3 protein-coding genes are annotated in these 6,562 nt (G+C 53.1%); 1 reads left to right on the forward strand and 2 read right to left on the reverse strand.

Annotated features, from left to right (window positions below; genetic code table 11):
* Positions 1-2,235 precede the first annotated feature (2,235 nt).
* Positions 2,236-3,819, reverse strand: a complete 1,584-nt coding sequence (locus tag ACP690_RS09545; RefSeq protein WP_426260954.1) for a GIY-YIG nuclease family protein — start codon at positions 3,817-3,819, stop codon at positions 2,236-2,238.
* Between the two features lie 488 nt (positions 3,820-4,307).
* Between ACP690_RS09545 and ACP690_RS09550 the strand changes: the two genes are divergently transcribed.
* Entirely contained in the window at positions 4,308-4,652 is a 345-nt protein-coding gene (locus ACP690_RS09550) for a hypothetical protein (RefSeq protein WP_426260955.1), read from the forward strand.
* A gap of 692 nt (positions 4,653-5,344) precedes the next feature.
* Here ACP690_RS09550 and ACP690_RS09555 read toward each other — a convergent pair.
* Positions 5,345-6,181 carry a hypothetical protein gene (locus ACP690_RS09555; protein WP_426260956.1) on the reverse strand — a complete coding sequence of 279 codons (837 nt, stop codon included), beginning with the start codon at positions 6,179-6,181 and terminating at the stop codon, positions 5,345-5,347.
* Positions 6,182-6,562: the final 381 nt, after the last annotated feature.

Here is a 6,562-nt window from a genome sequence, read left to right on the forward strand (position 1 = left end):
TGCGGTGCAGGTTTTGTTAAAACCTTACGTGCGCGATCTTACCTTCCGCTAGGGTGATACACTACGAACAACAATACCAAATGATAGATGTTAATAGCTGCATATTACTGAATATGCGGTATCAAGCGAAATATTCCCTAAACCTACGTGCTTTGTTTATCCCGGCTACCTATTTGCCATCCCCTTGAAAGGGACGAACGGGGGCCAGCCCGCGTATGATACCTTATGAATGCACAAGGACATGTATCACCCTATCTTTCGATTAGGCCGGATTATCCCCTACGCAGGTTGTAAGCGATCGGGGGAGGCGGAAGGTTGTAAGTTCCTCCAAAGCAGCTTGAGCAAATCAACGGGTTGGCGTATCTGTCATTACCGGTTTCGAGCATATCGGCACTAGATGCCTTCGCTAACCAAAGTTGCGGATTGAAACAGAGGTCAAAGCCGTCTCAAGGCTAAGTCTCGCGATTATGATACATCGAGCAACCGCCTGTGTAAATAGCGAATAATTACGCTATATAGGTTTAACTTGTGTATTATTTGATTAAACATATACAAATGTGACTATATGATTTATCAATCAATGAGGACGCAACTAGTCTTTCCGACTTACATATCGGTCAGCATGTGCGATTATACGGCTAAAAACGGGGATTTCGCGACCGTAGAGCGCTGAAAGACCGTTTCAGATACTTGGGTAGCCCTTGACCAAAGGAGGCGCATTTTAGGCGCTTTTTTCCGCCTTTTTGGCACCATAGGCTTTGACGGCGGTTGTGCGCAGCCTTGTCGGTGCTGGATCGTGGTTGATTGGCTTCATGTCCGCTATGGCCAATAGTGGGGCGTGCGTGATGGTTGATGTTGCAAATGCCGATGGCCTTCAACCGACCCATCATCGGATATTGGCGCAGCAAGTAGGTTAGCCGAACGATGGTGCAGACTGTCTGGAATAAGCATGGCTGGTTGATCGTGTGCGTATTCGCGACGGCTATAAGCCTGCTGATAGCGTGGGAATTACAATCAGGGGTCGCCTATCACAAAACCGGCGGGCCGTCGTACAGAGCAAGTCGACCAGGTTTGTTCTGGTTTGAGATAGTTTTTCAAACTGCCGTTGCATTACTCGTCTGGTTATTCGCCTACCGGCGGTGGCGCCGCACAAAAATCGGCTGACTATTTGTTCGCACCGACTTGCGGACACCCGCGGATGCTATCAATCTGCCATAATGACGCTGCGACGGCTTGGCCTTGCCATTTTCTGGGGTGCTGTCGCGGGGGTCGTCACCTTCTTCCCGGCGAAGGCAGCGCTCACCTATTGGTATATGCATGAACCGCCAAACGATGGGCAATCGGCTTTGGGGATTGTCGCGGGCAGTCTGTACCTAGCTACAGCTTGCGGCGCGCTGACGTTCGGCATCATGCTGAAACGACGCCGGAGGACGCCATAGCGGCGCGTCCGCCTCCACCCACTTGCGGACATTCAGCCATCCTCTCTCAACGCGGAAGGCTCTAGGCTCATGGTTGCGCCAGTCATTCGTAACTCGGCGCAGCGCGAATGGGCGTAGAGGTTTTGGAAAGGGTCGGCCTTACCACGTTTACCCTCCGCCCAACGCCAGAGGTTCTCGACGCTCACGAGGAGCGCGGAGTTGTCATCGCGATCAATCCCCTCGCCGCAAAACCAGCATGCAAAATCGAGCATGCCCTAGATGATGCAGTAGTGGGCTGTCGGGCGCAACAACCGCTTCCCCCCAATCCTCGGACGTTCGATTAGCGAAGGAGAAGCCAATTCGCTGCGACGGATATAGCGAGGACGGTGAAACACCCGGCGGACGCAAGCCACTCTACCCACCACGGTTTACCACGCCCAACCTGGTAGCCAAAAATATCCGATACGAGATCGAGAGCGATGGCAAATAGCCAACCCATGCAGGCGCTCTAGCGTTGCCCAACCAGAAGGCACTATGCGTGTGACCGCTTTTTGGCGCCAAAAACGAGCATAGAAACGCAAAAAGCGGTCGGAGGGTACTTGGGTAGCCTAACTGGCGCATCGACGTTCTATGATCGAGAATAGGGCCAAATTGCCCCTGTAAATTACAAGCATTGGTGGCAAGACCAAAGCGCGCCGCCGAATGTCCGCTTTCGCCCATACCCGGTCACTTACCGCATCTTAACGCAGTCAAAAAAGGGATGTTGGTTCAGGTAGCGTTATGCGACTGATATTTCCGCACTGACTAGACGTTTTCCTCAAATCTCGGCGCCAGCGCTATCAAGGACACGCCGAATGACAGACCTGATTTTATCATACTTCAACTGAAAAAATTCTCGTCGCCGGTTAACGCGGTAATCCTTGAGTATCTCATGAACCTCATGCTCGATTGTACGAGGGGACCGCACGTTCCAACTTTCGACGATATTGAAGAAGTCGGGCTGTCCACTGGTGTTGCTAAGTTGCGCCGCTCTCTCCTCAACCGACCGTGTCGTGAATCCGATCTTATAGATATCACGGCCGTGCGACGCGTTCCTCATCACATACAGCCAACCCTCATCATTTATATCGTGCAAAGGCTCAATTGTTGAAGGCTTGTCATACGGTGAAAGGCTTTCAACGCGTTCGTTCTCGATCCAAGATTTTTGACTAGTGACCCATGTCTTGCCCTGAATGGGGTTCCCAACTTTGTCCAATCCACTTTTGGTGAGGTCAAGGGCTTTCCAGTAACCTGCCGTTTCAATTTTAAGGTTCGACGGAGCGATATGACGAGGTCCGGGCTTCCTGCTGCCCAGATCGTAAAGCGTGTTCACGCTTACGTATCGTGGAGCCTCCCTCACCGACAGTATCGACGCAGACTTTGCGTCCATCCCGGTGGGGTCCAGGCGCAACCCTGTTGGATGCCGCTCTATTCCAACATCGTCGCCGTCCATCAATGGAAAGCAGCTTGGTACGGCGAACAAAAGTTCGAAGAGAGGCGCGTATGTCTCAATCCGCTGTATCATTTTCGCAACGATTTTAGACGAGTCATCCTTTTGGTTAAGGACGTAAGTTATATCCTCCGGATCGTCCGTTGAAACGCTGAATGTATCCTTCAATTCTTCAAGCACCATGCGTGACTGCACGGTTCCAGCCTCTACATCCACCCGAGCCAGCAGAATGATCGGCTGATAGCCCTCATCCCCGAACAGCGGTTGGTCGCTGAGATCAGCGGCCTCGGCATGCTGCTTCAAAAATGACTTTTCAGGATGCAGATAGAGTGGGTCCAACTTTTCTCTAGACCTTACAGGGTTCGGGTTCTCCCGCCCGAAAACGCCCATCAATGTAATCTCGCCCGAGTCCTTGCAGCAACCTACACCGCAAAAGACGTATTGCGCACTGCCAGGTATCTTGAACTCCGCATGCCCCCCAAGCATATTCATTTCATAGATGGTCAGCTCATCCATTTGGGTTGAAGAGTTTGCTAAAGATGTATCAACTGAAGGATCGGTAATATTGTCCAGCATTCTGCTAAATGAAATTACGTTTTCCTGCTGCGGCAGCAATTTTAGTACAAAGGCATCCTCCGCAGGGTCTAGAAATGCCCTCGCGACATTAAATGACGAGGGCATGTGCATGCCCTCTCCCTGGAGCAGCCGTCCGTTGTACTCAGAGACGAAATGTCGCAGATAGCTGTCGACATAGAGACCTGAACCTCCGGAGCGCTGAACCGCAGCTAAAGCCGCTCCACGCTTGGCGTACTCCTTAACCTTGCGCTTCTCGTCTGCGCTAAACTCACGCGCACGTATAGCGTTATATACGTGCCGCATTCCGGGGACATCCGATCGGACTTGGACGCTCATACTAAACTTGTTAAGCCGCTCCGCTCGTGCACGAGATCTTTCTGATCGATTAGCCACTTTAACCTCAACGATCGTACAGCCCGACGAATTCGATACCCTAGCGTAAATCGTACACGGCGCCACGGCGATCGGCCGTGACTTTTTTCATGACCCGCCCATGAGATGCATAGCTGAACCCCGTCACCTACGTGAACGAAGGGCCGAGAGGGAGTTTCACCCTTGAAAGTGGTTGTTCCGCTTTCCTCCCATCAGCGGACGTCGAATGACGGAAGGCCCCCTCCGCCGCTGCATTCTCAGCACCGCAGAATATCGTCGATTCTGAAAGCGGCTATGGTCAAAATATCCGCTCGATACCCGCGTTCGCTTACGCCCACTTGCGGACATTCGGAATTATGGAATACGCTCAATGGGTGACAAGCCGTTACATTCGTTTTCTTGCCCTAAGCCTTGCACTTTTCGGGTGTTCTAAACCCGTAGAGAAGAGCGCTATGCGCGAGTTCTCTGGTGTGTGGTTATACGAGTTTGAGGGCTCTAGCTTTTTAGAGGGGGCGACAGAGATTCCTAAAAGTCGCCCGCCCTATAACAAATCTGCTTGGCTCGACTACCATCCTGATCAGCTACGCCCCGGCCAGCTTATCAATATGTCTGATAAGGACCGCTACGATCAAGGGAGGCGCTGCTATTTGACGTACCCATTCCTGGTGACGTTCAGCGGCCACAGCATCAACAATCCCAACGGCTCAGGTCATATGGGTCTTTGGGCTTCCGAGGTGACGGTTGATCGGATGATCTCGTCCAAGCCTTTGGGCCAGCCGTTCTGCTATAGCAGTTAACCCCCAATAGCATACGCCCCGTGTAGGCGCCGCCGACCAACCGCACGAAATAAAGCCGGGCAACGTACCGATGACGGTAGCTTCGCCTTCCGTAGCCCCGATGGTCTCAAAATCACGCAGATCGGGCGTTTTTTCGACCGTACAGCGCCGAAACGCGGCGTCAGGTAGTTGGGTAGCCTAAAGCAGGCGATGACGATTTTAGGCGTAATATTGCGGCATTTTGCCATCAGCATCCGCAGGGCTATGCTGTGACCGAAATCCAAACCCAAGGATGCCGCAAAGAAAGCAAAGCGATGCATGCATAGAAGTTGGACAGTGTGCGCTCGAACTATTTACGCTATACGTCTGTCGACGGGTGATCGCCCGGATCGTTGTCACCAGTGATCCGGTAGGGAGCAAAGCCGCTGATCCCCGTCACCTTCCGGAACCACAGTCGGCCGCTTATCAGGCTACAGCCATCAATTGCGACGGATGAGCCGTAGCCAACGTCAATGATTCCTCGACCGGGGCCTGTAACCAATTGTCGTAGTCTTCATCATGAAGGATGACCGGTATTGCCTTCGGATGGATCGCCCCGACCAAATGCGTTGCGGGATCGCCACCATAGCCCGTCGTCATAAATGCATAGGCAGGGCCATCGCCAGTAGGTCGCCACACCCCTGCAAAGGCAAAGATGGGGCGACCGAGGGAATTTAGAAAGCTACGGGCTTTCCCTTTTGCGCCGCGATCTGGCTCGCGCGGGCGTTCAACGACGCCCTAATTTGATCGTGATATTGGTTAGAGCGCGATAGGGCCATATCCACCGTTGTCTCACCAAAGAACACGCTAAACGTATCACCTGATGCTGACTGGCAGTTTCTCATGCCCTGACACCAAAATAGCTTTCCAAGCGCGCTCACTTCGGGGACGCCATATTTTGCTGTCAAAGCCGCTTGCACCTGCGACTTGGTTTGCCCGTTTAACAAGGCAGTATAAGTAATAAGTTCAAGCTTAGGGCCGCTCGCTTCAGGAGCAAACTCAAAATTTACTTGACCTCGATCTTTCGTGATGCCGTACACAAATTTCGGGTTTGATTTTGAGCGCGCAGAAACCGAGCGACTTAGACGTTCATTGGCGAGCGCCGTCGCCTGAACCTCGAAGGAGCCTTGAAGCTGCGGGTCACGGCTTTGATAGACTTTCCGCTTCCTTGCTACGCGTCCTACTTCGCGCGGTGACATACCAAGCTTAAATCCGAGCAGATCGAATGTGCTGATCTGGCGAGGCGCGAGCGCCACACCTTCCAGTGCCGTGTCTGACGGATCGTCAGCAATTAGGCTATCTCCGATAAGCGCAGGTTCCGCATCTGCATCTGCCGGCTGTTGGGCTTGGTCGGCGTTCAACGAAGCCGCCGGTGCAGCCGAAGGCTTCCTGCCTAACGCCTTTAGGCTGGCTTTCAGCGAATTGAAGTTGTCGACAATCGACTGCGCATTGGCCGGAGCCGCGCTGCTTATCACGGTCGCTAGTGCGACGATTTGTAACTTACGCTTCATAAGACCCTCCGCTTGGGCTGGTCATAGGGTTCTTGCGGCTTCACGGTTCTTACCGCGAGTGGTTTCAATTCGTTAAGCAATAACGATAGCGTTATAGACAGGGTGCGCAGCGGACCAGCTATCAAGGTGGATAGCGACCGGGCGCTTCCCTTTCCTACGGGTCATAAGACGGCGGTGAGCAGTAACTGGACCTCATCCGCAGACAGCACCGCTTTGACCCTCTGTGCGGCTCCTACGGCCTGTCTGTAGTGGATCGTGCCATGGTCGTGTCCGTCAACGTGGTGTAATTTCAGGTGTGCCACCGGGCCGCATCGTTCAGGCGGCCTTGGGTGTAATCTGTAGGGGCGGTACCTCCTCGATCTGTGGTGTGGCGAGAGCGGT

The organism is Sphingomonas sp. DC4900 (genome assembly GCF_049896485.1).
Classification (GTDB): Bacteria; Pseudomonadota; Alphaproteobacteria; order Sphingomonadales; family Sphingomonadaceae; genus Sphingomonas; species Sphingomonas aquatilis.

What these genes read in the sequence shown, in the direction of transcription:
- ACP690_RS09545 (WP_426260954.1), bottom strand. Translation starts at nt 3,819, where the DNA reads ATGAGCGTCCAAGTCCGATCGGATGTCCCCGGAATGCGGCACGTATAT.
- ACP690_RS09550 (WP_426260955.1), top strand. Translation starts at nt 4,308, where the DNA reads ATGCGCGAGTTCTCTGGTGTGTGGTTATACGAGTTTGAGGGCTCTAGC.
- ACP690_RS09555 (WP_426260956.1), bottom strand. Translation starts at nt 6,181, where the DNA reads ATGAAGCGTAAGTTACAAATCGTCGCACTAGCGACCGTGATAAGCAGC.